Source organism: Actinoplanes sp. NPDC051343 (genome assembly GCF_044455125.1).
Classification (GTDB): Bacteria; Actinomycetota; Actinomycetes; order Mycobacteriales; family Micromonosporaceae; genus Actinoplanes.
In genome coordinates this window covers 103,557-130,517 of record NZ_JBITEL010000009.1, presented here as the reverse complement: position 1 = coordinate 130,517, position 26,961 = coordinate 103,557, and the positions used below count along the sequence as shown (strand labels likewise).

The window sequence follows — 26,961 nt, the reverse complement described above, 5'->3', positions numbered from 1 at the left end:
CGACCTTAAGCGGCGTCGATGATGAAGTCGGCCCGCGAGCGGGTGTCGTCGAGCGCGAAGAACCGGGACTCGTCGGCCATCCAGCGTTCCCAGAGTTCGCGGGCGCCGGCGTGCCCGTCGGTGTCGCGGGCCAGGCCGCGGGCCAGCCGGACCTCTGCCGGGGCGTCGACCCAGACCCGGCAGACCAGACGGTCGGCGGCCGCCCGGCGGGTGCAGGTGACGCCCTCCAGAACGATGATCGGCTGCCATCGGACGGTCTTCCACGCGCCGAGGGACGAGCCGTACCAGTCGGTCCAGTCCCGGGCCTGGTAGACCGCGTCGTCGCCGGCGAGCAGCGGCGTCAGCACCTGAGTATCGAAGCGCGGCCACCAGTCGGTGGGCGGATTCCAGGAAACGAAGTCGTCGATCTCGATGATCGGGGCGGCGAGTTCGGCGGCCAGCGCGGTGGCGAGCGTGGTCTTGCCGGCGCCACTCGGCCCGTCGACACCCACCAGGCGGATGCCGTGGACCGGCTCCGCCGCGCGGACGAAGGCCGCGATGTCAGGCACGCCGGCCCCCGCCGATGCCCAGGACCGCCGCCCCCGACGCGGGGAGCATCTCGAGCGTCCGGGTCGGCGAAGTCACGACGGTTCCTCGCTCGTGGGGGTGCGGCCGAAGGTGCCGATCGCGGTCGAGCCGCTGCGGCGGACCTCCGGCAGGTCCTCGACCATCGCGGTGACCACCATGACCACCGGGAGGGCGACCAGCTGGGCGATCGCGAACCAGTGGCCGAGCGGGATCGTCGCCAGCGCGAGGGCGGCCGCGACCAGCCGGTGCGGGACGCCGCGCAGGTGCAGCTGGGCCAGGAAGGCGGCGTGCCCGACCAGGTAGAGCGCCACCCCGCCGCCGAGGGCCGACGCCTGACCCCAGTGCAGTGGACCGGTGGCGTGGCTGACCGTCATCTTGATGCCGACCGACGCGACGATGATGCCGAGCAGCATCGGGTAGTGGGCGTAGCCCCAGGCCTGCAGGGCGAGCCGGGCCCGCTGCCGAGGGTGATCGGTGGCGGCCAGCACCCGGGCGCCGCGCGCGTCGTCACCGGCGAAATAGAACCAGTAAAGGTAGTACGCGATGCAGAGGCCGAGGACCGCGACCAGGATCGGGCCCCAGCTCAGGTGCACGCCGGCGAACCCGACGCCGATCGAGACGATCGACTCGCCGATCGCGATGATGATGACCAGGCCGTGCCGTTCGGCGAAATGCCCGGCCGCGATCTGGTGCATCTCGATGCGGTGCAGATAGCTCGCGGTGATCTGCAGGACCGGGGCGGCCACCCAGAGGATGTGGCGGTACGGCTCGTGCACCACACCGCCGGCGAGCACCAGCAGCGCGGCCACGATGTTGAGCGGGCCGAGCAGCCGCATCGCCCGGGCCCGGCCCTGGTCGACGCCGGCGAACAGCACGAAGTGCACGAGGTTGACGACCAGGTAGCTGACGCCGAACAGCCAGCCGTACTCGCCGAAAGCCTCCGGGATGGTCAGCGCCATCACGAGGAAGCCGGCCATGCCGGTGAGCAGCAGGGTGCGGCGGATCGTGCTGTCGGGCGCGATCGCGTTGGTCAGCCAGGCATATCCGGAGTACATCCACCAGACCACGGCCAGGATCAGCACGGTGTTGCCGAGGCGGGCGAACGTGAGATGCTCGGCCAGCGCGTCGGCCAGCTGGGTGATGACGAAGACGAAGACCAGGTCGAAGAAGAGCTCCAACGTCGACACCCGCACTTCCGGAGCCGCCTCGGTCATCGCACCCCCTTAAGGTCGTTTGCGTGCACCGTACCGAGCCCATCAACGGCGTCGACCTGTTCGTGCGCCGTTTCGGCGACCCGGCCCGGCCGATGCTGGTGATCGTGCACGGCGGGCCGGGCTGGGACCACTCATATTTGTTACCGGCGTCCGAGCTGCAGGACATCCGGCACGTGGTCTTCTTCGACCTGCGCGGCTGCGGGCGCTCGACGCGGGACGCCGAGTTGCAGCCCGATCTGGTCGCCGACGACGTGGCGGCCCTCATCGGGCCGGGCCGGCGGGCCGACGTGCTTGGGCACTCCTACGGCGGGGGCGTCGCGATGCGCGTGGCCGCTCAGCATCCCGACCGTCTGCGGAGGTTGGTCCTGAGCTCGACCACCGCTTATCCGGAGATGGCTGTCCCGGGGAACTGGGACGTCGGCACCGGCTTGGCCGAGGGGGACGGCGCCTTCGCCCGGGCCAAGGCCGAGGCCGACATACCCACCACGATCTGGCGGCAGGACCGGGCCGACGAGTGGCGCGCGGTGCTTCGAGGTGTGCGCTTCTCCAGCGCGTGGGACCGCCCGTACGCGGAAGGCAAGGTGAAGCCGGCCCGCCCGCCGGACCCGGTCCGGGTGTTGACCGGACGTCCCGTTCTGGTGGTGCACGGCGAGCACGACCGGACGTTTCCGGTCGCGGCGGCCGAGCGGCTTGCCCGTGCGGTCGTCGGCAGCGAGCTGGCGGTGATCCCGGACGCTGGGCACATGCCGCAGTTCGACAATCCGGTGGAGTGGCTGGCTGCGATCCGTGGATTCCTGACGAGGCGATAGCCTCGATGCCGTGGGAACCGCACTTGTCATCGAGAACGATCCGACCGACGGCCTGGGCCGGCTGGGTGAGTGGCTGACCGGGGCCGGGCTGGAGCTGACCGTGCTGCGCCCGCACGCCGGCGACGCGCTGCCCGAGAGCCTGGACGACTACCTGGGGGTCGTTGTCCTCGGGGGCGACCAGACGGCGTACGCGGGACCGGATGGCGCGCCCGGCGCGCCCTGGTTCCCGGAACTGGAAAATCTTCTGCGTAAGGCGGTCCGCAACCGGGTGCCGACGCTCGCCGTCTGCCTCGGCGCGCAGCTGCTGGCCCAGGCCCACGGCGGCCTGGTCGAGCGCAGCACCTCGGGTCCCGAGATCGGGCCGGGCCTGGTCGGCAAGCGCGACGCGGCCGACACCGACCCGCTGTTCAAGTGGGTGCCGCTGCTGCCCGACGTGATCCAGTGGCACCGTGACGAGATCACCGAGCTGCCGCTGCGGGCGGTCCTGCTCGCCGCTTCGAGCCGCTATCCGCATCAGGCGTTCCGGCTCGGCGACCGGGCGTGGGGCGTGCAGTTCCACATCGAGTGCGACACCGCGATGATCGAGCACTGGGCGGCCGACGACGCCGCCACCCTCGAGGAGCTGGGCTTCGACGCCGAGGCGGTGGTCTACGCGACCGCCGGGATCCTGGCCGACGTGGAAGAGGTCTGGCAGCCGTTCGCGGCCCGGTTCGCCGCCCTGGTGCTCGGCGAGCTTCCGGACGCCGACATTCCGGACGCCGGCACCGGCCGCACTCTTCCGATCCTGGGCCAGTGAAACAGTGGGCCAGTGAACAGCGCGCCAGTGAACAGGCTCAGCCGGCTGGCCCGGTACGGCTTCACCGATGACGGGATCCGGGCCGACGAGCTGCTCGGGCCCAAGGGGCTGCAACTGTGGGACCTCCAGGCGCAGGGCCCGACCGGCACCGACGCGGCGGAACTGCTGCAGTCGCTGTCCAAGGCCGCCGACCCCAACCTGGCCCTGCGCCAGCTGCACCGCATCGTCGACGCGGTCGGCCGGGCGGCGGCCCGCAGCAACGGCGAGAAGGTCACCGGGCCGGCCGGCGAGATCGTGGCGAACGCCGCGACGGCGGAGCTGCTCGGCGCGTTGAGCAGAGATCACGGCCTGCGGCGACGCCTGATCGCGGTGCTCGGGGCGTCGTCGGCCCTCGGTGATCATCTGGTCGCCGAGCCGGACGAGTGGCGGGTGCTGGCGACCGGACCGAGTGGGTTGCCGCCGAACGCCGAGGGGCGCCTGTCGGCCCGATCGGACAAGATTCCCGAGTTGCGGCGGGCCTACCGGGCCGGCCTTCTGCGGATCGCCGCGGCCGATCTGACCGGCGGGCGGGGCCTCGAGCCCACCATGGCCGCGTTGTCGAGGCTGGCCGACGAGACCCTGGCGGCGGCGTACGGCATAGCGGTCGCCGGATTGCCGGCCGATCCTCATCTTGCCGTCGTCGCGATGGGCAAGTGTGGCGGCAACGAACTCAACTACGTCTCCGACGTCGACGTCATCTTCGTCGCCCGCAGCGACGAAGACCTGAGCGGGGGCACGACCGTCGCCGCCCGGCTGATCGAGATCTGCGGGCACGTCGCGTGGCCGGTCGACGCCGCGCTGCGCCCCGAGGGCAGCCGCGGACCGCTGGTCCGCACGCTCGCCAGCCACCAGGCCTACTACCGTCGATGGGCTCGCACCTGGGAGTTCCAGGCGCTGCTCAAGGCGCGTCCGGCGGCCGGCGACCTCGAGCTGGCCAAGGAGTGGATCGACGACCTGGCGCCGCTGGTCTGGCACGCGGCCGAACGCCCGGAGGCGGTCGACGACGTGCGCGACATGCGCCGCAAGATCATCGCGAACGTGCCCAAGGACAAGGTCGACCGCGAGATCAAGCGGGGACCGGGAGGGCTGCGCGACATCGAGTTCGCGGTCCAGCTGCTGCAGCTGGTGCACGGCCGGGTCGACGAGAGCCTGCGGGTGCCGGGCACGCTCCCCGCGCTTCGCGCGCTGGTCGCGGGCGGTTACGTCGGGCGGCAGGACGGCGAGACCCTGCTGCGGGGTTACCGGTTCCTGCGCGGCGTCGAACACCGCCTGCAACTGCAGGGCTTGAGGCGTACGCACACCGTGCCCGACGATCCGGCCGGGTTGCGCTGGCTGGCGGCGGCCCTCGGCTACACGGCGATGCCGGGGCAGGACGCGGTCGAGGCGTTCCGGGCCGACTGGGTCGGGCACGCCGCCCAGGTCCGCCGGCTGCATGTCAAGCTGCTCTACCGTCCGCTGCTCGAGTCGGTCGCCCGGGTGCCGGCGTCCGAGTTGCGGATGACCACGGAGTCGGCCCGCCACCGCCTGGAGGTGCTCGGCTTCGCCGATCCGGCCGCCGCTCTGCGCCACCTTCAGGCGCTGACCGGCGGGGTGACGCGCACCGCGGCGATCCAGCGCACGCTGCTGCCGATGCTGCTGCAGGACTTCGCCGACTCGCCCGAGCCCGATCGCGGACTGCTCAACTACCGGCACGTCTCCGACAAGTTGGGCAGCACGCCGTGGTACCTGCGGCTGCTGCGCGACGCCGGCCCGGTGGCCCGGCGCCTGGCGCGGGTTCTCGGCCTTTCCCGGTACGCGACGGACCTGCTCACCCGCGACCCGGAGGCTCTGCGGCTGCTGGCCGACGACGCCGAGTTGCTGCCGCGGTCGCGGTCGTCACTGCTGGAGGGCTTCGACAACGCGGCCTCGCGCTATGCGGGAGACCCGGACAAGGCGATCGCCGCCGTACGGGCGCGGCGGCGGCGGGAGCTGTTCCGCATCGCGTGTGCCGACATCCTCAGTCGGGGTGGAGATCTGGCGCCGGCGCAGACGCTCGATGTGGACGCGGTCGGGATCGCGCTGTCCGACGTCACCGATGCCACGCTGAACGCGGCGCTGACCATCGCGCGGTCGTCTCACGCGTTCGACGGCCAGTTCGCCATCATCGGGATGGGGCGTCTGGGCGGATACGAGATGAGTTATCCGTCGGACGCCGACGTTCTCTTCGTCGTCTCCGGTGGCGCCTCCGCCACGGCCCACGCCATCGCCGAGGACCTTCGTCGTCTGCTGAATTCGCCGGCGCCCGACCCGCCCCTCGGCATCGACGCCGACCTGCGGCCGGAGGGCCGGCAGGGGCCGCTGGTGCGCAGCCTCGACGCCTACCAGCAGTACTACGCGCGCTGGTCGAAGGTGTGGGAGGCGCAGGCGCTGCTGCGGGCCCGCTTCGTCTGCGGCGACGAGTCGCTGGGCCGCGAATTCGAGGCTCTGGCCGACACGATGCGCTACCCGGCGGGCGGCCTCACCCGCGAACAGGTCACCGAGATCCGCCGCATCAAGGCCCGCGTCGAAACCGAACGCCTGCCCCGCGGCGCCGACCCGAACACCCACACCAAGCTGGGCCGCGGCGGCCTGGCCGACGTCGAGTGGGCGGTCCAGCTGACGCAGCTGCGGCACGCGTACGCGCTGCCCGACCTGCGCAAGACCCGCACGCTGGAGGCCCTGACCGCCGAACTGCAGTCCGACCTGGTCGACAAGGCCGACGCGGCGGCGATGGCATCGGGGTGGACCCTGGCCGCTCAGGTCCGCAACGCGCTGACCCTGGTGCGCGGCCGTCCGACCGACCAGCTGCCCACGCACGGGGCGGAGCTGGCCGGCGTGGTGCAACTCCTGGGCGGAGGCGACCCGGGCGAGTTCGTCGATCGCTACCTGAGGCTGACCAGGCGCTCCCGAGCCGCCACCGAGCGCGTCCTGGAAAGCTGACCGCGCCCCACCCGGCGTGACGACGGCGCGGCCCGGGTAATGCCCTCACCATGACTCCCCGCCCGGTCCGCGTCCTCACGGCCCTGCTGGTCGCCACGGCCGCGGCCACCGTCGTGGTCGAGGTGCTCAACTTCTGGTACGCCCCGGACCACGGCGCCGGCTTCGCGGTCCGTACGGCCTGGGCCTTCGCCCGTACGCTCGGCTGGCTGGTGTTGATCTCCCAGGTCCGCCGGGCCCGGGCCACCGCCAAGCCGTTGAGCCTGATCCTTTCGATGACCACGCTGTTCGCCGTCGGCCGCCTGATCGTCCCGGCCTCCGGCCGCCCGCCGCTGCCCGGCCTGATCGGCTTCGGCGTGCTCACCCTGCTCTGCCTGACCGTGGTGGTCCTGCTCTACCGCCACCCGGCCGTCGACGCCCACCTGATCCATCAGCCGCGCCGCCCGGTCGTGACCCGTGAGGGCCTGAGCTTCCGCGAGGCCCCGCCGGGCGACCCGTGGGTCCTGACCGCCCGCCTGGCCTCCTTCAGTTACAGCCCGCTGATGCTGGTGCCGGCGCTGATCGCGGCGGGCACGCTGCGGCACCGCCTGGAGTGGACCCTGGCCGTGGTCTTCTGGATCCTGGCCGGCATCGCGGTCAGCTACGTCGCCCTGCTGTCCGCCATCTTCCTGCGCCGCGGCAGCCACCGCGCCCGCACGACACTGACCTGGGTGACGCTGATGGTCCTGGCCTTCGACCTCCCGCTGTGCCGCATCCTGCTCGGCGTCGACGGCCTGATCCGCGACGGCGCACCCCTGGTCGTGGCGGCCGCCATCACCCTGTACGCCCTCCGGCGAACGGCGGTTTCGCTCTAGGGCTTGCGGCCGACCGCCGTCCACACGTTGATGTCCGAGCGTTCCGGGAGCTCCTCGTCCGGCGCGGGGCGCCATTCGCTGGCCGGCACGACGCCCGGGTCGACCAGTTCGAGGCCGTCGAAGAGGGCGGCGAACTCGGCCTTCGGCCGGGTCCAGACGTCGGTCTTGCCCTCTTCGAGGATCTGCTGGTAGAGCGCCTGCTGCTCGGGCGTGCCGAAATCCTGGGTGGCGTGCGTGGCGACCAGGTAGCTGCCGGAGGGCAGGGCCTCGAGCAGCCGTTGGACGATCGGACGGGCGGCGCCGTGGCCGTGCACGAAGTGCAGGACGGCGATCAGCATCAGGCCGACCGGCTGGGACAGGTCGAGGGTGTCCCGCAGGACCGGGTCGGCCAGGATGGCCTCCGGGTCGTTGAGGTCGGCCTCGAGGTAGGCCGTACGCCCCTCTCCCGTGCTGGTCAGCAGCGCCCGCGCGTGACTCATCACGAGGGGGTCGTTGTCGACGTACACGATCCGGCTGTCGGGGGCGACGGTCTGCGCCACCTCGTGGGTGTTGTCGGCGGTCGGCAGGCCGGTGCCGATGTCGAGGAACTGCCGGATGCCGGCCTCGGCGGCCAGGAACCGGGTGGCCCGCTGCAGCAGCGCCCGGTTGGCGAGCGCACCCAGCCGGACCTTGGGGAACAAGCGCTCGAGTTCGTCGCCGGAGGCCCGGTCGGCCGCGAAGTTGTCCTTGCCACCGAGCCAGTAGTTGTAGCGCCGTGCGGGGTGGGCGACCGTGGTGTCGATCGCGGTATTTTGATCCACAGGGGAACGATAGCCGCCCTAGCTGGTGAGCTCGTATCGGCCGGGACCGGGAACGTGAAGGACGGTCCAGGCGCCGGATCTGCGCACCACGGCCTGACCGGAAGCGTGCAGCCAGCGGTAGTAGCGGACCCGCACCTCGATGTCACCGGCCGCCGGGGCGTCGATGGTCAGCGAGGCCGCGGTGTAACCGGTCAGCGAACCGGGGGCGCCGACGATCGGCTGCGGGTCGGCGACCGCGTAGAGCCGCCAGTGCGCCCCGCTCCACACCTCGGTCAGATAGGGCAGGCCGCCGCCGACCAGGGCCGCCTCCGGCTTGCCGCTCCAGGTCAGCACGGCGTCGGGCACGGCGACGAACTGCACGGCCTGCCGGGCGAGCCAGTCACGGTAGGTGGTGGCGTCCAGGGGTACGCCCGTGCCGGACGCCCCCGGGATGGTGGTGAAGAAGAGCGGGTTGCGGTCGATGTCGGCCTGGCGCAACCACCCGCGGGCCAGCGGGATGTCGCCCAGGTAGGCGGCCTCCCAGTAGTCGCGGGTCGACGGGATCTCCACCCGGCCGGTCAGGCGTTCCCGGCCGAGACGGTCGATCAGCGGGGCGAAGTAGGCGCGATCGGCGGTCGGGTTGCCGATGTCCTCGATGTCGGCGGTCACGACCGGCGGCTCGACGAAGCAGACGACGAGCAGCACTCCGACGAGCACCAGGCGGGGCACACGGCGGGGGAGGACGGCCCAGCCGGCCAGCACCGGGACCGCGAACATGACGGCCAGGCGGGTCGCGTTCAGCCCGACCGGGGTGTGGATCAGCCCGGCGGCGAGCACGCCCGCCGCGCTCAGAACAGCGCCGATGCGCACCGGGCGGATCGGCACGACAGCGGCCACGGCCAGGCTCGCGATCATGGCGCGGACGATGTCGGCGTGGCTGATGTTCATCCAGCCGCCGTCGCCGAGGAGTCCCGCGGTGACGATCAGCGGCACGGCGGCCGGGACGGCGATGCCGAGGCCCGTCCTGACCCTCGAGCTGAGGAGCAGAGCGACGCCGGCCAGACCGACGAAGAGACCGGCGACCGGGCTGGTCGCCGAGGCCAGAAACGCCGCCACGGGGGCGAGAAGACGCAGCCTGGGCGATGCGGTCAAGGCAGTCAGCGCGGCTATCGCCAGCATGACCCCCAGCGCGTACGTCACCCGGCCGCTCACCAGATTGGCCGCGATGCAGACCGTGCCGGCCAGCGCACCGAGCCACGGGCGGGCCGCGCCGGTGCGCCGCGCCAAAATCGCGAACAGCACCGCGGTCACGATCAGGGCGAGCGCGCCGGTCACCCGCACCCCGAACAGCGCCATCAGCGGCTGCGACACCAGGCTGTAGCCCAGCTGGTCAACCCCCGCGTACCACCTCAGGTCGACCGGCGTGTAGCCGTGCCCGGCGAAGAACAGCGCCCGCGCGGTCTGGGCGGCCAGGTCGGAACCCATCCGCGGGGCCAGGGTGTACGCGACAGCGAGCACCGCCGCGACCACGGCGGTGATCCACTCCAGCCGTCGACGGGCCCACACCCGGCCGATCCTAGGGGTCGGGCGCTCGGGTCCTGGATCCGGGCACGTCACGGTAGGGTGCTCGCCATGTTCCGACCCGCCGTCGTCCGATATGTGGGCCTGGCGGGAAGCCTGCTTCTGGCGATCGCCGCCTACCGGGGCGGCGCGCGCAGCCCGTGGCACCCGACGATGACGCCGACCACGATCTTCCACGGCACGAACGGCGTCCTCGCCCCGCTGTCCTGGCTGCTCGGCACGGTGTTCCTGATCGGTGCCTGGTGGGCCGGCCGGCGATCGGTGCCGTCGGCCCGCTGGGCGTACGTGACGGCCGGCCTGTGGGCGCTGCCGCTGCTGTTCTTCCTGCCGCTGGGCAGCTACGACGCCTACTCGTACGCGTGCCAGGGCTGGCAGCAGGCGGCGGGCCTCGACCCGTACGCCGGTGGGGTTGATCTTGTGGGTTGCCCCTGGCGCGACGCCGTCGCGCCGACCTGGCTGTCCTCCCCGGCCCCCTACGGTCCGGTCTTCCTGGTGCTGGCGGGCGCGGCGGCCAAGCTGGGCGGTTCGCTGGTCGGCACGCTGATCGCCCTGCGGGTGATCGCCGTGGCGGGGGTCGGCCTGATCGCGGTGAGCCTGCCGGCGCTGGCCCGCCGGTCCGGTGTTCCGCTGTCCCGGGCGGTGTGGCTGGCCCTGGCCTGCCCGTTGGTCCCGATCCATCTGATCTCGGGGGCCCACAACGACGCGGTGATGGTCGGTTTTGTGGTGGCGGCGCTGGCGTTGGCCGCCGACCGGAAGCTGCTGCTGGCCGGGCTCTTCTTCGGGCTCGCCGTCGGGGTGAAAGCGACCGCGATCGTGGCCGTGCCGTTCGCCGTCCTCCTGTGGATGAACGGGGACCAGCGAAAAATGCTGCTCCGCGCCTCGGCTGAACTACTGCTGGGCGTCGTCGGCGTGCTCGTGCTCGTGACGGCCCTCTCGGGCCGCGGCCTGGGATGGATCACCGGGCTGGAGGGCAGCGGCGTCTCGGTGCAGTGGACGTCACCGTCGACCGCGGTCGGGATCGTGTTCCGGCTGTTCGGGGTCGACGCCGTACCCGTCACCCGGGTGATCGGCATCGCCGCTCTGGTGATCGTCCTGGTCGCGTTGTGGTGGCGTGCCCAGCGCGCCGACCCCCTGCTCTACGCCGGTCTGGCCCTCGCCGCGACCGTCGTGCTCGCCCCGGTCTTCCACCCGTGGTACGCGACGTGGCCGCTCGCTGTGCTGGCCGCGACCGTGCGGCGCGAGACGTTGTGGCTGGTGCTGCCGCCCGCGGTCGCGGCGGCACTGTGCCTGCCGGACGGCTACAACCTGGCGCTCGCCACCCGGACCCAGGGCGCGGTCCTGATGACCTTGTTCCTGCTGGTCCTCGCGGTGCGCGCGGCGTGGCCCAGCCCACGCTGGGCCCGCACAGGGCCGTGACGGTGGACCGCCTCCCGTAGGCTGGCCCGCGTGCCCAGCCCCCGCCTCGTCCGCTACCTAGGGCTCGCGGGCAGCATCTCCCTGGCCGTCGGTGCCCGCCTCGGCGGTGCCGGTTTCACCCGCGGCCACAATCTCAACCTCGTCCGGCTCTACGGCGGCGAGCACGGCGTCGCGCTGCCGATCTTCTGGACGCTCGGGCTCGCGCTGGTGGTGTGGGCCTGGTGGGCCGGCCGCCGAGTGGTGCCGTCGACCCGGTGGGCGCTGGTCACGGCCGCCCTGTGGGCGCTGCCGCTGCTGCCGTTCGCGCCGCTGGGCAGCGAGGACGCCTATTCGTACGCGTGTCAGGGCTGGGTGCAGCACTGGGGCGGCGACCCCTACCACGTGACCACGAACCAACTCGGCTGCCCGTGGGAGATGTCGGTCTCGCCGGTGTGGCGCGACACGACCGCGCCGTACGGTCCGCTGTTCCTCCTGCTCGCCGGGCTGACCGTCACCCCCGGCGAGCACCTCGTCGTCACGCTGGCCGGCCTGCGGCTGATCGCGCTGGCCGGCGTCGCGCTGATGGCCGCCGCCGTGCCGGTGCTGGCCCGGCGGGTCGGCGCCGACCCGGCCCGGGCCACCTGGATCGTGCTGGCCAGTCCGCTCGTGCTGATCCACTTCGTGTCCGGCATGCACAACGACGCGCTCATGGTCGGCCTGCTGGCCGCCGGCCTCGCCGTGGCCGCCGGCCACAACAATGCCGCCGGCCGTCAGGGCCCGGCCGCCGGCCGTCTGAGCCCGGCCGCGCTGCTCGCGGCCGGCGCGCTGATCGGCCTGGCCGCCGGTGTCAAGGCGACCGCCGGCGTGGTCCTGCCGTTCGTGGTGCTCGCGGCCGTGCCGACGGGCACCCCGCTGCGCCGGCTGTGGCGCCCGGCCGCGCTGGCCGGCGGCGGCGCCGTGCTCGCCCTCGGCGCGCTCAGCCTGCTCTCCGGCCTCGGCCTGGGCTGGGTCAACGGCCTGCTGCGCAGCGGCGACACGGTCGAATGGACGTCACCGCCGACCGCGCTCGGGCTGACCCTGTCCCGGCTCGTCTCGCCGTTCGCCCAGGTCGACCTCGTGCCGGCGGTCCGGCTGGTGTGCACGGTGCTGCTGCTCCCGTTGCTGGTGGTGCTCTGGTGGCGGGCGCGGGCGGCTTCCTCCCCGCTGCAGCACGCGGCGTACGCGCTGGCCGCCACCGTGCTGCTGGCACCGGTCTTCCACCCGTGGTACGCGGTGTGGCCGCTCGCCGCGCTGGCCGCCACCTGGACCGGCGACGAGAAGATCCTGACCCGCTGGGTGCTGGCGCCCGCCGCGGTCGTGTCGGTGCTCGCGCTCTCCGACGGCTACAACATCGCGCTGCAGACCAAGACCCAGGGCGCGCTGCTGATGACCGCCGGCATGGTCGCGCTGTCGGTCTGGCTGATCCGCAGGCGCACGTCGGCACCGGAAGAGATCCGGGCCGATTAAAAACCCGCGATCTCGGTCGCGGTGGCGACTGTCACTTCCGCTGCTTTCCCGTACGCGTCGGCAAAGCCGGCGTCGCCCAGTGCGGCGCGCGCCTGAACGATGATCCGGTCGGTGTCGGGCACCGACCGGTCCCGCGATCCGCGTACGGCGTCGGCGGCTCCGAGCAGGAACGCCGCCTGCTCCGGGTCGCCCTGACGCAACGCCAGATCGGCCACCCCGACCAGCGCGAACGCGATCACCGGCTGGTCGCGGGAGGCCACCGCGAGCCGCAGCGCCGCCGCATGATGCGACCGGGCCGCCGAGAAGTCGCCCGCCGCCGCCTCGATCGAACCCATCGTGCTGCGGGTCTGCGCCCGGAACTGCGGGGCGAAGGTCGGATTTTCCATCCGCTCGGCCGCCACCGCCACCGCCGCCCGGGCCTCGTCGAGGTTGCCTTCGAGCCGGGCGAACGTGGCGTAACCGGACTGCACCGACGCCAGCACCTCGGGCAGCCCGATCTCCTCGGCCGACTGCCGCGACTGCTTGAGCATGCGGCGCGCCTCGGCCAGTTCGCCCGCCATCCACAGCTGGTGGGCCAGTTTGACCTCCATCTGCGGGAGGTCCTCGCGGATGCCGACCTCGCGGACCAGGGCCAGCGCCTCGTACTGCCAGCGGACGGCCTGCGCGAAGTCACCGTCGGCGGCCGCCATGTCGCCGAGCGCGCTGAGCGAGAAGCCGATGCCCCAGCGTTCGCCGATGGCCCGGAAGCCGGCCAGCGCCTCCCGCATGTCGGCCGCGGCCGACTCGCTGCTCTGCCCGAAGTTCAGCCGCAGATGCGCCGTGATCATCCGGGCGGTGGCCCGCAGCCACGGATCCGGGTCGTCGAAGAGCGGCTCGACCGCCTCGAACCCCGCCGACGCATCCGGCTGCTCGAAGACGCCGGCCAGCGGCCGGATGAGGCGCAGGCCGGGGTGCCGGGCGTCCGGTCCGGCGCCGTGCGCCTCGGCGGCGAAGAAGTGGCGTTGCACCTCGTCGATGGCGATCGCGCCCTCGAGACCGTTGATCGCCGCGAAGGTGTGGCTCAGCCCGACGTCCTCGGAGTCGGCCGCGGCGTAGGGCAGCGTGGTCACCTCGGAGGCGAGGGTCGCGCCCTCGATGCGATGGCCGCTCAGCCACCAGTACCAGCCCAGGCGGGCCACCAGCGCGTAGGCGGTCGCCCCGTCGCCGGCGTCGATCGCGGCCCGGACCGCGGCGTGCAGGTTGTCGTGCTCCTCGCCCAGCCGGCCCAGCGCGGCCACCTGGTCGCGGCCGCGCAGGTGCGGCTCGGCCTCGGTGGCCAGCGCGAGCAGGTAGCGGGCCAGCGCGAGCCGTTGCGACTCGGTCTCGCCGGCCTCGGCCAGCCGCTCCAGGCCGTACTCCCGGATCGTCTCCAGCATGCGGTAGCGCGCGTCCGGGCCGAGCACCAGCAACGACTTGTCGACCAGCGCCGCGAGCAGGTCGACGTCGGTGTCGCAGACCCGCTCGACCATGGTCACGTCGGCGCCGCCGTGGAACAGCGCGAACCGCCGCCACAGCCGCCGCTCGCCCTCGCCGAGCAGATCCCAGCTCCAGTCGACCACCGCACGCAGCGTCTGGTGGCGGGGGAGAGCGGTCCGGCTGCCGCCGGTCAGCAGGCGGAACCGGTCGGCCAGGCGGTCGGCGAGGACCGCGACGGGCAGCGTACGCAGGCGGGCCGCGGCCAGTTCGATCGCCAGCGGCATGCCGTCGAGCGCCCGGCAGACTCGGACCACGGCTTCGGCGTTGTCGTCGGCGAGACGGAAAGCGGCGGCGCGATCGAGCAGGAGGCGTACGGAAGGAAACCCGGAAGCGACCGACGCGCCCGCACCGACCGGCGGGAGAGCCAACGGCTCGACCGCGTGGAGGCGCTCGCCCGGAATGCCCAGCGGCTCGCGGCTCGTCGTCAGCAGGCGCAGCCCCGGTGCCGCCCGCAGCAGCGCGTCACCCACCTCGGCCGCCGCCGCGACCAGGTGCTCGCAGTTGTCGAGGATCAGCAACATCTCGCGTCCGGCCAGCGCCTCCACCAGCGAGTCACCGGCCTTGGCCACCGGCCGCCCCAGCTGCACCTGCCCACGCAGCCCCAACGCCGTCATGATCGCCTGCGGTATCTCGGTCGGGTCGGTCAGCGGCGCCAGCTCGACCCGCCACACCTCACCGGGCAGCCGGCTGCCGACCTCGACCGACAGCCGGGTCTTCCCGCTGCCACCCGGGCCGAGGAGGGTGACCAGCCGGTTCCCGGCGATCAACTCCTTGACCGTACGCACGTCCGAGTCGCGCCCGACGAAACTGCTCACCTCGGCGGGCAGGTTGCCGCGCCGGACCGGCGGGTCGGCCCGGAGCAGCTCGAGGTGCAGCTCGGCGAGCTCGGCGCTCGGATCGGTGCCGAGCTGATCGGCCAGCCGGCGCCGCGTCTCCGCGAAGACCTCGAGCGCCCGGCTGACCTGGCCGTTGCCCTTCAGGGCCCGGATGAGCAGCACGACCAGCCGCTCGTCGAGCGGATCGGCGGCGACCAGCCCCTCGAGCTCGGGGACGACGTCGCGCCGCGTCATCTGCTCGGCCAGGTGGCGACGCTGGGCGGCGAGCTTCAGCTCGATGAGGCGTACGGCGTCGGCGCGGGCGGCCTCCGGAAAGTCGAGGTCACCCCGCCACAGGGCGAGCGCCTCGGCCGGACTCCGCTGCACCAGCCGGAGGAACCGGTGCACATCCACCCGGTCGGCGTCGATGACCAGTCGGTAGCCGTTCGGCATGGCCTCGACGACCAGCTCGGCGGTGGTCCTGCGCAGGCGCGACACGAGCGCCTGGAGCGCATTGGTGGCGGCGGCCGGCGGCTCATCGGCCCAGACCCCGTCGATGAGACGCTCGGTGGACACCACCCGGTTGGCGTCGAGCGCGAGCAGAATCAGCAGCGCACGGAGCCGCGCGCCCGCGACCGGCAGCGCTTCCCCGTCGCGGTCGCGCAGCTCCAACGGCCCCAGCACCGCGACGTCCACCCTATGATTCTGCCTTCCCGCCGCGCGCGGCCGCTGTCTCCGCTGTTCTTCCGCGCTATGAGTCGTTACCGAGGCTACGACGCGTGGAGTCGCGGCCGGCTGATCGCCGCCGCCCCGGTCCGATCCCGCCGCTCGGCGTCCCACCAGCCGCTGCCCGCCCCGCGGGCAGGCCTCCTGTCCTGTCTCGACTACCGGGTCCCGGCCTGGGCCGGCCGAATCACCCGATGTGCTGGGTTTTGCCCAAGATTCGGCGGAAGCGCCGGTTCGGTACCAGCAGCAACCGCAGAACCTTACTCAGGAACTCGTCGCGGCCGGCCGGGGTGTCGGCGGCCGTGTGGTCGACCGTGGTGACCATGGCCGGGCCGAAGCGCACGAAGCCGAGGGTGCGGAACAACCCTTCGGCCGCATCATATTCGTAGGGCAGCGGCAGCACGGTCTTGCGGTCGAGCGGCAGCACGGCGGTACGGACGCGGCGCTGCCCGGTGTCCGCAGTCCAGTCCCGGGTCCACTGCTGCGCCTTGCCGCCCGGGTCCAGCCAGGTGACCTCGACGAAGCCGACCGAGTCGGAACGCAAAATGTGGATCTCGGTCGCGCCCCCGGCGGCCAGCGTCAACGGCATGATGGTGACCCGCTCAAACCAGCCCCGCCCGTCGAGCGAGCCCCGAAACGTCACCTCGACGTTGCGCGCCGGCCCGCCGGTGCGGTTGGCCAGGCGCCACCGATCCGCGGAGATGGTCGCCAGGTCCCACATGCTCCCAGCATGTCGGAGGGCGTCCATTGTGGCTAGAGGGTGCGGTTGCTCCGGCCCCGGCGCACCCGGCCCTACGACATCTGGAACGAGGTGCGGCCCGGAACCGATCCTCGGGCGTTCAGCCGATCGCGCCCGTCTTGCTGCGACTTCTACCATGATCGATATGGGTACCCTGCCGAAACGTACGCTCCACATCGTGGCCGACTGTGCCCTGTTCGCGGCCTTCGCCGGCGTCTTGCTGTCCGCCAACCGGGGCGTGAAGCAGATTGCGTTGCCGGTGATCGCAGTCGGATTCGTGGGCCTGTACATCGTGCAGGCGCGAGAGGCCAAACGTCGGCGGCCAGTCGAATAGGGTTCGACGAGCGGCAGCTCAAATAGCACGCCTGTCGGACCGAAAGGTGAAGGGCCTGAGGTAGTCGGCGGTCTCTATGGGCTGCTGAACGGGCGCGAAGGCATCCAACTCGTCGGCGGTGGGCTCCGCCACCTCGACCTCGGCGGAAACGATCAATCCTGACCGCCGGAGGGACGGAAATCCGTCGCCAACGACAGGCCCTCGCTGGGAAGATGCCGGGCGTGCCCGTGGACCCCATCCCCGACAAGGAGCCGTCCCGGCCCAGCGACAGCCCCGCCGTCGCGGCACTCTCCCGAACCCCTGATGTCCGACGTACTCATGCCCGACCCGCAGCGGCCACCCGACCACGGCTGGACTCCGCAGTGACGCCCGTTTCTGCCTGGGGTGCTCGATCAGCCCAGCCTGCGCCACCTGAAGGATGACCAATCACCATGACCGACATCGACCGAGAAATGCTGCGCACCACATTCGGCCAGGACGCCGAACTCTACGACCAATGCCGTCCCGGCTACCCACCCCCGCTGTTCACCGACCTCGCCATGCTCGCCGCCCTGGGCCCGCGCGCTCGGGTGCTGGAGATCGGATGCGGCACCGGCCAGGCGACACTGCCCCTGGCGCAACTCGGATGCACCGTCGTCGCGATGGACCTCAGCCCCGACATGGCCGCCGTCGCCCGGCGCAATCTCGCACAGTTTCCGGACGTCACCGTCGTCGCGTCGGCGTTCGAGGACTGGCAGCCCTCGAACGGCACCTTCGACGCGGTGCTCTCCGCGACCGCGTTCCACTGGCTTGACCCCGAAGTGCGCATGATCAAGGCAGCCGAGCTGCTGCGTCCCGGCGGGGCCCTCGGCATCATCTCGACCCACCACATCGCCGGCGGGACGGATGCCTTCTTCGCCGACGCGCAACGATGCTACGAACGCTTCGACCCCAGAACGCCGCCCGGTATGCGCCTGACCACCGATGACGAGAGCCCCGAAGAAGCGGCAGAGTTCGACCGTTCGGCACGCTTCGGGCGAGTCGAGTTCCGCCGCTACCAGTGCCAACAGACGTACACAGCCCCCGAGTACCTCAAGCTGCTCATGACCTACTCCGGCCACCGGGCCATGGAACCGCAGGCCCGCAGCGAGCTGTTCGCCTGCATCACCCACCTGATCGATAACGTCTACAACGGACAGATCATCAAGCAGTACAGAACCCGGCTCGCGATCGCGCACAAGACACCGTGACCCGGCCCTCGCCATTAATCCATCATGAGCCCGTGGAACCCGCCGAAGCCCTGGACAACGCCCGTGACGCAGCCGCTCTCTGGAGCGTCGGCTATGTCCGCGCCGCCGAACTTGTCGACGCCGCATGCGATCTGCTCGTCACCGGGCACGACGGTCGCACCCTCGCCATGCTCGCCGGCGTGCACACCCGGCACGCCGACCAGGAAGTTCCTGATCTGCTGGAAGCAGCCCTGCACGAAATCGGTCTGGACTACTACCCGCCAGGCAGTCGCGCGGGCGCCGAGGCCGCGGTCAAGGCACTCGCTCGGCGTGTTCTGGCCGGACGCATGGAGCCCAGCGCCCTGACCGTGTGGGCACACACCACCTTCGGCCACGACACGCTGGAGCAGGCTGAGCGCCTCGTCGAACTGGACGACGTCTACGACTGCCTGGACGTCACCGACATGACCGAACAAGACGTCGACGCAGAGGTCAACGCCGAGGCACGCCGCATCGTCGGCTCGACTGACCGCACGCCTACGGAGCTGGGCGCTCGGGACGCGCGAAACGGCGGCCCACTCGGCTGAGCGCCGAGCATGACCGCCGTTCCCCAAGTGGTGCCCGAGTCAGACGTTGTAGTACATCTCGAACTCGTGCGGGGTCGGCCGCAGCCGGACCGGGTCGATCTCGTTGGTGCGCTTCCAGTCGATCCAGGTTTCGATGAGGTCGTCGGTGAAGACGCCGCCCGCGGTCAGGAACTCGTGGTCGGCCTCGAGCGAGTCGAGCACCGCGTCGAGGGAGGCCGGCACCTGCTTGACGTTGCCCCACTCCTCGGGCGGCAGGTCGTACAGGTCCTTGTCGATCGGAGCCGGCGGCTCGATCTTGTTCTTGATGCCGTCGAGGCCGGCCATCATCTGGGCCGAGAACGCCAGGTACGGGTTGCTCGACGGGTCGGGCACCCGGAACTCGATGCGCTTGGCCTTCGGGTTGCTGCCGGTCACCGGGATGCGGGTGCAGGCCGAACGGTTGCGCTGCGAGTAGACCAGGTTGACCGGGGCCTCGTAGCCGGGCACCAGGCGACGGTACGAGTTGACCGTCGGGTTGGTGAACGCGAGCAGCGACGGCGCGTGCTGGAGCAGGCCGCCGATGTACCACCGGGCGGTGTCGGACAGGCCCGCGTAGCCGGTCTCGTCGTAGAACAGCGGCTCGCCGTTCAGCCAGAGGCTCTGGTGGGTGTGCATGCCGGAACCGTTGTCACCGAAGAGCGGCTTCGGCATGAAGGTCGCGGTCTTGCCGTGCTCCCAGGCGGTGTTCTTGATGATGTACTTGAACATCTGCATCTGGTCGCCGGCGTGCAGCAGCGTCGAGAACTTGTAGTTGATCTCGGCCTGGCCTGCGGTGCCGACCTCGTGGTGCGAGCGCTCGACGGTGAAGCCCGAGTCGATCAGCCGGCGGACCATGTGGTCGCGCAGGTCGGAGTAGTGGTCGAGCGGCGCGACCGGGAAGTAACCACCCTTGTAGGAGGTCTTGTAGCCCCGGTTGCCGCCCTCTTCCTCGCGGCCCGAGTTCCAGGCGCCCTCGATCGAGTCGATGTAGTAGAAGGCCTGGTTGGCGGCGGTCGAGTGGCGGATCGAGTCGAAGATGTAGAACTCGGCCTCGGCACCGAAGTATGCCGTGTCGGCGATGCCGCTGGAGGCCAGGTAGGTCTCGGCCTTCTTCGCCACGTTGCGCGGGTCACGCGAGTAGGCCTCGCGGGTGAACGGGTCGTGGATGAAGAAGTTGAGCGCCAGCGTCTTCTGCGTCCGGAACGGGTCGATGAACGCGGTGGTGACGTCGGGGAGCAGCATCATGTCGGACTCGTGGATGGCCTGGAACCCACGGATCGAGGACCCGTCGAAGGCGAGACCGTCGGTGACGACGCTGTCGTCGAACGACTCGACCGGCATGTTGAAGTGCTGCATCACGCCCGGAAGGTCACAGAACCGGACGTCCACGAACTTGACGTCCTCGTCGGTGAGGTATCGCAGGAGTTCCTCGGGATTGGCGAACACACGTCCTCCTGTTTATTCCGCGACGCGCGGACGCGGCTAGGCTGGTCGCGACGCTATGGCCACCGGGTTGCCCCGGCGTGTCCCGACTGTTTCCGTCGTGTTACGGCCCGGCTGAGGCTATCGCGATCGGGGCCGCCCGCGCTTCCGGACACCCAAACCGCCCCGGTTAGGCTGGTCGGCATGGCAGCATCGCCCCCCGGCGCGGTAAGCCCGGCCCAGACGGAGATCGCCGGCTTCGGCCGCCGACTGGGTGCGCTGCTGATCGACTGGGCACTCTGCACACTGGTCGCCAGCCTGCTGGTCGACGACCTGCGCGCCAACCCCTGGCCCCAATTGGGCGTCTTCGTGCTGGTCCACGCGTTCTTCGTCGGCCTTTTCGGACAGACCCCCGGCATGTGGGTGGCCCGCATCCGCTGCGTCTCGACCGTCGACGGCGGCGCGATCGGCCTGCCCCGCGCCATCCTCCGAGCCATCCTTCTGGCCCTGGTCATCCCGGCGGTCATCTCCGACGGCGACGGCCGCGGCCTCCACGACCGCGCCGCCCGCTCGATCATGATCCGGAGAACCTGACTTCCTCTTGCGCCCGAGGGGCGCATTCCCCGGGCGTACGCGGTGAGCACCGCACCCGTACCGGAAGGGCCGTCCGCCGGGACCGTGCAGTGTGGATATGCGGTGCCGGGTCGTCACCCGCGCTCACCGTCCGGCACCGGCCGAGTTGACTTCGGTCAAGTGGGGGATCGCGAGGCCAGGCAGAGTGCGGCCGGCCTGTCGGCGGAATCGACGACCTCGACGACCTCGACGACCTCGACGACCTCGACGACCTCGACGACCTCGACGACCTCGACCTGGTCGACATGAGCGGCGTCGTGGCGGAGCGGCCGTCGCGGTCGGTACGCCGGCGCTGAGCCGGGTTCGTCAGCGGCCCGTGCCCGCCGGAAACGCACGGGGCGGCGACGGCTGGCCGGGTGCGGCCCACCCGCGTACGGGAAAGCGACGCTCCGCAGGAGCGTAAGCGAAAGTCAGCGGGGGCGCTGCTGGCGCATGCCCTTGGTGGGGCGCATGTTTTTCGGAATGGCACCCTTCGGCATCTGCGGGCGCGCCATCAGAGCGCCGAGACGGGTGTCGAGGGCGTTGACGTCCTTGCCGTTCAGGTTGCGGGGGAGGCGCATCAGCGTGGTCCGCATCTTGCGGATGGGGAGCTGGCCCTCCTCGTTGCCGATCACGTAGTCGAACATCGGTGCGTTGCCGATGACCTTGGAGAGCCGCTTCTTTTCCTGGCCGAGGAGGCCGCGGACGCGCTGGGGCTGGCCCTCGCCGATCAGGATGACGCCGGGGCGGCCGATGACCACGTGGACCATGTCGAACTGGGTGGTCGAGCTGGCCGCCGGGCGCACGCGCCAGTCGCCGCGCATGTTTTCGATCAGCTGGGGGGCCGCGCCGGGCTGACCCTCGGCCGCGTTCATCATCGCGGTGTTGGAGCGCAGGTTGAGCACGACGACCGCGGCCAGCAGGGCGACCATGATGCCGATCGGGATGTAGATCAGGCTCAGGCCCAGGACGATGCCGAGCACGGTGAGGGCGAGCGGGATCAGGACCGCGCCGGCCAGCAACGGCACGAACAGTTTGTCCTGCTGTGCCGTGAACTTGATGACCTGACCGATTTGCTTCAGGCGCTCGCCGAACGACACCTTCTCCTGGGGCTTTGTTGCCATAACCCGGAAGTGTAGAGGGACTCACCCTCCTTACGCGGGCCGGGAGGCTGCCTGTGGATAAGTAAGGAGGGTTCGCCGCCCTTAAATGAGGCAGCCGCCCCATGCCGGCCGGGGGCCTTCGCGCGAAGTCTTGACTCGACGACGAAGACGAAGGAGAGCGCGATGTTTCTGCACACCGACCCCCAGGCCCAGCTCGACCTCTACCACCAGCGCTCCGACGAACTGATCCGCCAGGCCTCCGAATATCGGTTGGCGCGCGCCGGACGGGGCCGGCACCGCCGGTTCGGACGATGGCCGCGGCGGCACAGTTGAGGGGCGATTCATGTCGTACCCCCATGGCATGCTCGACCTCATGACAGCGCATGTGCACAGCGAGGTTCTGGTCGGGCGCGAGCCCGACCTGGCCGTGCTGCGCGACGCGCTGAAGCGCACCCGCAGCGCCGAGCCGTCGACCGTCCTGGTCGGCGGCGAGGCCGGGGTCGGCAAGACCCGGCTGATCGAGGAGTTCGTGCGCAACCTGCCCGCCGATCAGGCGCGCGTGCTGACCGGCCAGTGCCTCGAGCTGGGCGAGGAGGGTCTGCCGTTCGCGCCCTTCGCCGGGGCGCTGCGCGACGTGCTGCGGGCCGAGGGGCCCGAGGTCTTCGCCGGGCGCGAGCGCGAGTTCGCGCGCCTGCTGCCCGAGCTGGGGCCGCCGCCCGACGTCACCGACGCCCGCCGCGGCCTGCTGCTCGAGTCGGTGGGCGAGCTGTTCGCCCGGCTCAGCGCCGACCAGCCGGTCGTCCTCGTGCTGGAAGATCTCCACTGGGCCGACCGTTCGACCCGCGACCTGATCGGTTTCCTGGTCCGTTCCGCCCGGTTGCCCCACCTGCTGCTGATTGCCACCTATCGCACCGACGAACTGCACCGAGGGCATCCCTTGCGGCCATTTCTGGCCGAGCTCGACCGCGTACGCGGTGTGCAGCGCCACGAACTCGACCGGCTCGACCGCGACGGCACCGCCCAGATGCTGGCCCACCTGCTCGGCGCCGAGCCCGAACCGCCGACCGTCGACGCGGTCAACGAGCGCGCCCAGGGCAACCCGTTCTTCATCGAGCAGTTCGCGTCGACCGGCGATCCGCGCTGCGGCGACATCCCGACCAGCCTGCGCGACCTGCTCCTGTCCCGGGTCGACCTGCTGCCCGAGCCGGCCCAGCGCGTGCTGCGGGTGGCCGCCGTCGGCGGCAACCAGTTCGGTCACGAGCTGCTGTCCCGGGTCGCCGGGGTCGACGAGGCGTCACTCGAGTCGGCGCTGCGCACCATCGTCGCCGCCCAGCTGATCGGCTTCGACCCCGACGGGGGTTACGAGTTCCGCCACGCGCTGGTCCGCGAGGCGGTGCACGACGACCTGCTGCCGGGGGAGCACGCCCGGCTGCACGCACGCTACGCGCAGGCGGTCGAGAGCGAGCCGCACCTGGTCGCGATGGGCCGCGCGCCGGCCGAGATCGCCCATCACTGGCACGCCGCTCACGATCATCCGCGGGCCCTGGTCGCGGCGAAACGGGCCGCCGACGAGGCGGCGCGGCGTTATGCGTACGGCGAGCAGGCGCGCCTTCTCGACCGCGTGATCGAGCTGTGGGAGGACGTTCCGCAGGCGTCCGAGCTGCTCGGCATCGACCACCTCGACCTGCTCGAGGAGACCGCCCTGGTGGCGATCGACTCCGGCGACCACATGCGGGCGCTCAGCCTCACCCGGGCGGCACTCTGCGATCTCGACGCCGAGGCCGAGCCGCTGCGGGCGGCGCGCCTTCTCGTACGCCGCGCCAAGCTCCTGCGCAACGCCGGCAAGAGCGACGGCCGCTCCGAGACGTTGGAGGCCCATCGCCTGCTGTCGCTGGCCGCACCGGGCGCCGACCGGGTGCGGTTGCTGGCCGACGTGGCGTACGTGTTGGCCGGCATCGACGCCGCCCGCGCGGGTGTCGTCGCCCAGGAGGCGATGGCCGAGGCAACCCGCATCGGCGACATGTCGACGCTGGTCAACGCCGAAATCACGTTCGCACGGGTGTGCGCTGGCCAGATGCCGCCGACCGAGGGCCTGCCCACCATGCGCGCGGCGGCCGACCGGGCCCGCGAGGCCGGCGACCTGTCCGCGCTGACCCGCGCCCTGGTCAACATCTCCGACGCCGAGTTCGAACTGGGCCACTACGCCGAGTCGGCCGAGGCCGCCGGCGAGGGCGTCCCGCACGCCGACCGGGTCGGCGTCGGGCGCACCACCGGCGTGTTCCTGCTGGCCAACCACGCCGAGGCCCTGATGGCCCTCGGCCGCTGGGACGAGGCCGACGCCCGGCTCGCCGAGGCGGCCCGCCTCGACCCGCCCGGCAAGCTGGCGCTGCCCTGGCTGCGGCTGCGCGCGATGCTGCGCCTGGCCCGCGGCCACGAGGGCGCTTCGCCGTTGCTGGCGCGCGCGGTCGCTCTGCTGGGCCGGCCGTTCCTGCACGCCGAGGAGCGGTTCAGCCTGCACGAGCTGCGCATCCTGCAGGCCATGGCGGTCGGCGACACGATCGCCGCCGTGACCGCCGCCCGAGCCGCAGTCGCCGAGCCGGGGCTGGCCGAGCGTCCGCGCTACGCGTGGGCGATGCTGACCGCGGCGGCCCGCGCCGCAATCTTGGCCGGCGGCCCGGGCGGGGTTGCGGCGGGTCGCGCTGGGATCGGTGCGGGCCGCTCGAGCGAGGCTGCGGCGGGCGCCGACGGCCCGCGTGGCACCGCCGGCGGTTCGCGTGGCGTCGCCGACGGCCCGCGTGGTCTGGCCGATGTTGGCGTGGGCGATCTGTGGCCGGCGCTGCGCGAGGCTGCGGCTGGGGTTCCGCAGCTCTATCCGGCCCAACGAGCTCAGGCGGCCACGCTGGAGGCGCTCCTCACCGGCGGCGAGGTGTGCTGGGCGGCCGCGGTCGAGGCGTGGCGGCGGGACGGGCAGCGCTACGAGCTGGCCCGCGCGCTGCTGTCGCTGGCCGAAGCCCGCGCGGCCGACCGCGCGGCGGCCGCGGCGGCGCTCGGCGAGGCGGTGGCGATCGCCGGTGCGCTCGATGCCCGTCCGCTCCTGGAGGAGGCCGAGGTGCTGGCCCGGCGGCTGGGAGTCCGGGCAACCGGCATGACACCGGCCGACGGCCCGGAGATCCTGACGGCACGCGAGCGGGAAGTGTTGCGGCTGGTAGCCCAGGGGCAAAGCAACAGCCGCATCGCGCAGAGCCTCTACATCTCGCCCAAGACGGCCAGCGTCCACGTCTCCCGCATCATCGCCAAGCTCGAGGTCGCCAACCGCGTCGAGGCCGCCGCGGTGGCGCATCGGCTGGGTCTTCTCGCCGACTGACAACGCGGGCCGCCTCCTGTGCGGGCAAGCGCCCGAAATTGTCGGTGGGGGGGTGCTTGAATCGGGCCCCACCCAGAAAGGGTGGGGGTGGCCTGCGGGGCGAAGATCCATCAGGATGAGATCATTTCCGCTCGATTCGGCGGGCAGCAGCGGGCGGGATACGGGGCCGGGGATGGATTTGCGGTCGGCGCCGGTGTGGGCGGCGTGGGCGTTCGCGGTGATCGGCGGCGGGCTGATGCTCGCGGTGCTGCGCTGGATGCGGGCTCCTGCCATGCGCACCCGCCGCGGCGCGGTCTCGCTGGTGGTCATGCTGGTGGTGGTTCTGGTGATCACCGGGGGAGCCGACCGTCTGACGCTGTGGTTCGCCGGTGGGTTCTTCGCGATTGCCGCCCTCGCTGTGCTACCGGTCGGCCGGCTGCCGCTACACATGCCGGCGCGGGACGAGCCTGAATATCAGTCGATCGCTCGCCGGACGGCTGGCCGGCGTTCTCCTCGTGGCCGGCGAGGCGGCGTGGGTCGCATTCCTGGCCGCCTACCGGTGAGTGCCCGCCTACGGGTCAGTGCCCGCCTACGGGTGAGTGCCCGCCTACCGGTGAGCGCCCGCTTAGCGGGAGTGCTCCTCTAGCGGTGAGTGCCCCGTTGCGGTGAAGCCGCTTCGCGGTGGGACCCGCCTAACGGGGTGCCCCGAGCGGGAGTGCCTGCTAGCGGCGTGCGACCCCTATCAGGAGTGCCTCCCAGCGGTGAGTGCCCTCTTGCGGTTAGTGTCGCTTCGCGGTGAGACCCGCTTTGCGGTGGGGCCCGCCTAGCGGGAGAGTGCCCCCTGGCGGTGAGTGCCCCCTGGCGGTGAGTGCCCCCGGGCAGTGAGTGCCCCCGGGCAGTGAGTGCCTCGCGGTGAGTGCCCCTCGCAGTGAGTGCCCCTCGCGGTGAGCGCCCCTAGCGGCAAGCACCGCGCTTCGCGGTGAGGTGTTACGGGCGGCGGAAGGTGCGCAGGACCCGGACCAGGATTACCAGGCCGCCGAGCATCAGCAGGACGCCCAGGGCGATGATCAGGGCGCTGGAACTGCCCGAGTCGCTGGCCGGGGCGGCCGCGGCCGAGGTCGGCGCCCCCGCGTTGATCGGGACGCCGCCGTCGTAGGTCGGGTCCTCGTCGGTCGGTGGGAGGGAGCCGGAAGCGCCGGCCGGGACCGAGGCCGAGGGCGCCGGCGGCACCGGACCGGCCGGCGGTGACGTGGCGGTGGGTGGCCCGGCGGTCGACGAGCACGACGCCGGCTTCTCCCAGGATGCGATGTGGGTGGTGAAGGTGTTGTCGCGGATGCTCAGGCTGCCGGAATGCCGCTGGGCGCGGACCGTGTGGCCCGGCTTCACGCGTACGCGCTGGCCGGCCACGATGAAGACCGCGTCGACGTTGGCCGTGGAGTCGTTGGCCAGGGTCGCGGTGAAGGTGCCGTCGCACGCGTTCTGGTAGGTGATCAGCGGTTTCGGGGTGCAGGGGGTGGCGCCGTCGGCGTCGCCGCCGTAGGGGCCGGCGGAGCGGCTGCCGGTGCCGTACGGCGCGCCCAGTTTGAGGTTGGCGTAGTTCGAGTCGGCGTTGACGACCTCGTCGAACAGTGCCGAGCCGAAGATCAGGTCGACCTGGAAGTAGCAGGGCGGCACGGCTACGGCCAGGCGTGCCGTGCTGTGCCCGGCGTCGATCGTGGCGTGGTCGGCGTCGTAGATGAACTGCGGGTAGGCGAAGCTTGCGCTCGACGTCGTGTAGGAGATCATCGAGAACGTCTGCTTCTGGCCGGCGCACAACGGGCGTACGGCAACAACCCGCGCGGCGCCCTCGCCGCCGTCGAACGAATGCCGGTAGGTCGCCGCGCCGGCCGATACGCAGGCCGCGGCGGCCGCCGCGGGCGGCGGTGCCAGGCCCGCGCCGGTCAGGGAAAGCGCGCCGACGAACGCCAGCAAGAACCGTTTTGTCCCGATTGCACCAGGCTACGGGGAAGCCGGGAGGGCGAGCCGGAAAACAGCGAAGCCCCGG

Annotated in this window: 23 protein-coding genes; 13 read left to right on the top strand and 10 right to left on the bottom strand. The window is 71.8% G+C overall.

Going from position 1 to position 26,961, the window contains the following annotated elements; translation table 11 throughout:
• Positions 1-5: 5 nt before the first annotated feature.
• Both ACIA5C_RS28510 and ACIA5C_RS28505 read right to left on the bottom strand, forming a co-directional pair.
• Positions 6-548, bottom strand: a complete 543-nt coding sequence (locus ACIA5C_RS28510; RefSeq protein WP_396059920.1) for a uridine kinase — start codon at positions 546-548, stop codon at positions 6-8.
• Positions 549-620: 72 nt separating this feature from the next.
• Complete coding sequence (locus ACIA5C_RS28505; protein WP_396059918.1) at positions 621-1,781, bottom strand: low temperature requirement protein A; 1,161 nt, start codon at positions 1,779-1,781, stop codon at positions 621-623.
• 23 nt (positions 1,782-1,804) lie between these two features.
• Between ACIA5C_RS28505 and ACIA5C_RS28500 the strand changes: the two genes are divergently transcribed.
• Genes ACIA5C_RS28500 through ACIA5C_RS28485 form a run of 4 tightly spaced genes read left to right on the top strand, consistent with a single transcriptional unit; the run spans position 1,805 to position 7,234 of the window.
• Entirely contained in the window at positions 1,805-2,590 is a 786-nt protein-coding gene (locus tag ACIA5C_RS28500) for an alpha/beta fold hydrolase (RefSeq protein ID WP_396059916.1), read from the top strand.
• Positions 2,591-2,600: 10 nt separating this feature from the next.
• On the top strand, positions 2,601-3,386 hold the full coding sequence (locus ACIA5C_RS28495) for a type 1 glutamine amidotransferase (RefSeq protein ID WP_396059914.1): 786 nt from the start codon (positions 2,601-2,603) through the stop codon (positions 3,384-3,386).
• A gap of 27 nt (positions 3,387-3,413) precedes the next feature.
• Entirely contained in the window at positions 3,414-6,383 is a 2,970-nt protein-coding gene (locus tag ACIA5C_RS28490) for a bifunctional [glutamine synthetase] adenylyltransferase/[glutamine synthetase]-adenylyl-L-tyrosine phosphorylase (protein WP_396059912.1), read from the top strand.
• Between the two features lie 50 nt (positions 6,384-6,433).
• The gene (locus tag ACIA5C_RS28485) at positions 6,434-7,234 is read left to right on the top strand and encodes a hypothetical protein (protein WP_396059910.1); all 801 of its coding nucleotides are present in this window, start codon (positions 6,434-6,436) and stop codon (positions 7,232-7,234) included.
• On the opposite strand, the gene ACIA5C_RS28480 is transcribed toward ACIA5C_RS28485, so the two are convergent.
• Positions 7,231-8,034, bottom strand: coding sequence for an SAM-dependent methyltransferase (locus tag ACIA5C_RS28480; RefSeq protein ID WP_396059908.1), 804 nt, complete (start codon positions 8,032-8,034; stop codon positions 7,231-7,233). The genes ACIA5C_RS28485 and ACIA5C_RS28480 overlap by 4 nt on opposite strands.
• 18 nt (positions 8,035-8,052) lie before the next feature.
• Positions 8,053-9,579, bottom strand: a complete 1,527-nt coding sequence (locus ACIA5C_RS28475; RefSeq protein WP_396059906.1) for a hypothetical protein — start codon at positions 9,577-9,579, stop codon at positions 8,053-8,055.
• Positions 9,580-9,645: 66 nt separating this feature from the next.
• Here ACIA5C_RS28475 and mptB (ACIA5C_RS28470) point away from each other — a divergent pair, with 66 nt between their 5' ends.
• Both mptB (ACIA5C_RS28470) and mptB (ACIA5C_RS28465) read left to right on the top strand, forming a co-directional pair.
• On the top strand, positions 9,646-11,010 hold the full coding sequence (gene mptB / locus ACIA5C_RS28470) for a polyprenol phosphomannose-dependent alpha 1,6 mannosyltransferase MptB (RefSeq protein WP_396059904.1): 1,365 nt from the start codon (positions 9,646-9,648) through the stop codon (positions 11,008-11,010).
• A gap of 30 nt (positions 11,011-11,040) precedes the next feature.
• Positions 11,041-12,495: a polyprenol phosphomannose-dependent alpha 1,6 mannosyltransferase MptB gene (gene mptB / locus ACIA5C_RS28465; protein WP_396059902.1), complete on the top strand. Its 1,455-nt coding sequence runs from the start codon at positions 11,041-11,043 to the stop codon at positions 12,493-12,495.
• Here the strand turns inward: mptB (ACIA5C_RS28465) and ACIA5C_RS28460 are convergent.
• On the bottom strand, positions 12,492-15,521 hold the full coding sequence (locus ACIA5C_RS28460; protein WP_396059900.1) for a BTAD domain-containing putative transcriptional regulator: 3,030 nt from the start codon (positions 15,519-15,521) through the stop codon (positions 12,492-12,494). The two genes, mptB (ACIA5C_RS28465) and ACIA5C_RS28460, sit on opposite strands and share 4 nt — an antisense overlap.
• Positions 15,522-15,738: 217 nt before the next feature.
• The gene (locus ACIA5C_RS28455; protein WP_396059898.1) at positions 15,739-16,272 is read right to left on the bottom strand and encodes a hypothetical protein; all 534 of its coding nucleotides are present in this window, start codon (positions 16,270-16,272) and stop codon (positions 15,739-15,741) included.
• A 163-nt stretch (positions 16,273-16,435) separates the two neighbouring features.
• Between ACIA5C_RS28455 and ACIA5C_RS28450 the strand changes: the two genes are divergently transcribed.
• The 3 genes from ACIA5C_RS28450 (at position 16,436) to ACIA5C_RS28440 (ending at position 18,419) form a co-directional block, all read left to right on the top strand.
• Positions 16,436-16,624, top strand: coding sequence for a hypothetical protein (locus ACIA5C_RS28450; protein ID WP_396059896.1), 189 nt, complete (start codon positions 16,436-16,438; stop codon positions 16,622-16,624).
• A gap of 431 nt (positions 16,625-17,055) precedes the next feature.
• Positions 17,056-17,853, top strand: coding sequence for a class I SAM-dependent methyltransferase (locus ACIA5C_RS28445; RefSeq protein WP_396059894.1), 798 nt, complete (start codon positions 17,056-17,058; stop codon positions 17,851-17,853).
• Between the two features lie 32 nt (positions 17,854-17,885).
• Positions 17,886-18,419: a hypothetical protein gene (locus tag ACIA5C_RS28440; RefSeq protein WP_396059892.1), complete on the top strand. Its 534-nt coding sequence runs from the start codon at positions 17,886-17,888 to the stop codon at positions 18,417-18,419.
• Between the two features lie 39 nt (positions 18,420-18,458).
• Here ACIA5C_RS28440 and glnA read toward each other — a convergent pair whose 3' ends face one another.
• Positions 18,459-19,883 carry a type I glutamate--ammonia ligase gene (glnA, locus tag ACIA5C_RS28435; RefSeq protein ID WP_396059890.1) on the bottom strand — a complete coding sequence of 475 codons (1,425 nt, stop codon included), beginning with the start codon at positions 19,881-19,883 and terminating at the stop codon, positions 18,459-18,461.
• A 180-nt stretch (positions 19,884-20,063) separates the two neighbouring features.
• On the opposite strand from glnA, the gene ACIA5C_RS28430 reads away from it, so the two are divergent.
• Entirely contained in the window at positions 20,064-20,453 is a 390-nt protein-coding gene (locus tag ACIA5C_RS28430; RefSeq protein ID WP_396059888.1) for an RDD family protein, read from the top strand.
• 155 nt (positions 20,454-20,608) lie between these two features.
• Here the strand turns inward: ACIA5C_RS28430 and ACIA5C_RS28425 are convergent, their stop codons facing one another.
• On the bottom strand, positions 20,609-20,827 hold the full coding sequence (locus ACIA5C_RS28425; RefSeq protein WP_396059886.1) for a hypothetical protein: 219 nt from the start codon (positions 20,825-20,827) through the stop codon (positions 20,609-20,611).
• Positions 20,828-20,902: 75 nt separating this feature from the next.
• Positions 20,903-21,595 (bottom strand): DUF4191 domain-containing protein, encoded by a 693-nt coding sequence (locus tag ACIA5C_RS28420; protein ID WP_396059884.1) that lies wholly within the window; start codon positions 21,593-21,595, stop codon positions 20,903-20,905.
• Positions 21,596-21,757: 162 nt separating this feature from the next.
• Here ACIA5C_RS28420 and ACIA5C_RS28415 point away from each other — a divergent pair, with 162 nt between their 5' ends.
• The 3 genes from ACIA5C_RS28415 (at position 21,758) to ACIA5C_RS28405 (ending at position 25,563) form a co-directional block, all read left to right on the top strand.
• Complete coding sequence (locus ACIA5C_RS28415; RefSeq protein WP_396059882.1) at positions 21,758-21,907, top strand: hypothetical protein; 150 nt, start codon at positions 21,758-21,760, stop codon at positions 21,905-21,907.
• A 10-nt stretch (positions 21,908-21,917) separates the two neighbouring features.
• On the top strand, positions 21,918-24,938 hold the full coding sequence (locus tag ACIA5C_RS28410) for an AAA family ATPase (RefSeq protein ID WP_396059880.1): 3,021 nt from the start codon (positions 21,918-21,920) through the stop codon (positions 24,936-24,938).
• A 172-nt stretch (positions 24,939-25,110) separates the two neighbouring features.
• On the top strand, positions 25,111-25,563 hold the full coding sequence (locus tag ACIA5C_RS28405) for a hypothetical protein (protein ID WP_396059878.1): 453 nt from the start codon (positions 25,111-25,113) through the stop codon (positions 25,561-25,563).
• Between the two features lie 341 nt (positions 25,564-25,904).
• Here ACIA5C_RS28405 and ACIA5C_RS28400 read toward each other — a convergent pair whose 3' ends face one another.
• Complete coding sequence (locus tag ACIA5C_RS28400) at positions 25,905-26,888, bottom strand: hypothetical protein (protein WP_396059876.1); 984 nt, start codon at positions 26,886-26,888, stop codon at positions 25,905-25,907.
• Positions 26,889-26,961: the final 73 nt, after the last annotated feature.